A 1,667-nucleotide genomic window follows, 5' to 3' on the forward strand; every position below is an offset into this window, starting at 1 on the left:
TGATAGTTTGTGTGCGAGTTAAATTACTTGACTTTTGCTTGAAAATTTAATGCAACGCTAGTGTAATTTCCTAGACAATCAAAAAACGACCTTCAACAGGTCGTTTTTCTATTTTTCTTGCATAATCTTCATCAACAGCAATTCCACCGCAACGGATCGATCCAGTCCTCCACTTTTTAATTTCAGGTCGCATTCCGCAATCAAATCGATGATCGCCTTCAGTTCTTCGTTTGAAAAAGAACGGGCTTGGCCTGCTGCCAATTTTACCCGGTAAGGATGCACTTTCAGCAAGCCGGCGGCATGTTTATGGCTGTATCCCCGGCCTGTCAATTCCTTCACCTGATATATAAGCCTGAACTGTCCGGCAATAAGGGAGAGTATTTTAATCGGCTCCTCGTTTTGCTTCATCAGGTCAAAATAGATGCGAAGGGCCTCACCACTTTCCCTCTTGACGACGCTCTCTGTCAAAGCAAATACATTCTGTTCCAAAGATCGTGAGACAAGCCTTTTGACCATTTCTTCGGTTATCAAGCCTTTTTCGCCTGCATTCAGAGACAGCTTTATCAGTTCTTCATTCAGGGCCATCAAGTCATTGCCTGTCATGAAAACTAATGTATCGACAGCCGGTTCCTCTATTTCGGCATGATGGAAAGCAGCACGTTCCCTTATCCAACTTTTTAACTGGGGCTCGTTCAGCGGCTTGGCCTCCAAAATTTCCGCATGCTTCTTAAGAAGTTTAGTGATTTTTTTCCTCTCATCCAGCTTTTCGTAATCGGCAATGAAAACCATTACTGTATATGGGGCAGGGTCGCTTACATATTTCTCCAGCCTTTTCAGATCATGCTCCACCTTTTCCTTTTGCTTCACAGCAGTCAAAAAAACAGGGTTATGTACGATAACCAGTTTTTTTTCACCTAAAAATGGGTAGGTCTCCGCATCTTCTATTGCAAGCTCCACCGGTACTTCTTCAAGATCATAGGCTGAATAATTAAATTCTTCACTGCCATTCTTTAACACGTTCGCCATCAGTTTTTGTTTAACGTCATTGATTAAAAAGGATTCTTTTCCGTATAATAAATATATTGGCGAAAATGTTTTGTTTCTAATGTTTTTCATTATACTCATACGACATTCTTCTCACTTTCCCAACCTTCATGGATATATTCATCGTAAGGAAAGTGAAGAGTTTTGGCAAGAGGCAATGGGGACTTTACCCGAAGGAAAAAGCCCCCTGATCTATATTGAACGCTTCTGAATAAGGCCTAGGACACTTATCCAAAAGCGGAGTAACGTGCCGTAAGGATAGTTTGACCACAAGCAATAAAAGTATATGTGTCAACTCTTGTCAACAGAGGTAAAAGGAAAGTGGATTTTTTTTAAGGCTTCATCTATACTATAGTGGAAACAGGAGGGGTAGTTGTGAGAGAATCTGAATTCGAATTTGAACAAAATGTACAGTCCAAGCGCAATGATGCCATCGATTCCGGGGTCGGCTTCGTTGTATCATTTGTATTCTTCACAGCCATTTTTGTGATTGGTACAGTAATCGAAGTGCTTGGGAAGTAATCGAAAAGCGGCCTTGCCGCAATCATGCAATTATTCATTAAAAAAAGGGTCAGACCCCCTTTACTGCAGTAAAGGGGGTCTGACCCCATCTCATTGAACAT

2 protein-coding genes are annotated in these 1,667 nt (G+C 41.5%); one reads left to right on the forward strand and one right to left on the reverse strand.

All coding sequences use genetic code 11. From position 1 onward, the window contains the following. Positions 1-108: 108 nt before the first annotated feature. Positions 109-1,125: a DNA polymerase III subunit delta gene (gene holA / locus FS666_RS19190; RefSeq protein ID WP_144463772.1), complete on the reverse strand. Its 1,017-nt coding sequence runs from the start codon at positions 1,123-1,125 to the stop codon at positions 109-111. 294 nt (positions 1,126-1,419) lie between these two features. Here holA and FS666_RS19195 point away from each other — a divergent pair, with 294 nt between their 5' ends. After that, positions 1,420-1,566, forward strand: a complete 147-nt coding sequence (locus FS666_RS19195; RefSeq protein WP_120068641.1) for a YqzM family protein — start codon at positions 1,420-1,422, stop codon at positions 1,564-1,566. The last annotated feature ends 101 nt before the right edge of the window (positions 1,567-1,667 follow it).

This window comes from Siminovitchia fortis, assembly GCF_007681465.1.
GTDB lineage: Bacteria > Bacillota > Bacilli > Bacillales > Bacillaceae_C > Siminovitchia > Siminovitchia fortis.

What these genes read in the sequence shown, in the direction of transcription:
- holA (WP_144463772.1), bottom strand. Translation starts at nt 1,125, where the DNA reads ATGAGTATAATGAAAAACATTAGAAACAAAACATTTTCGCCAATATAT.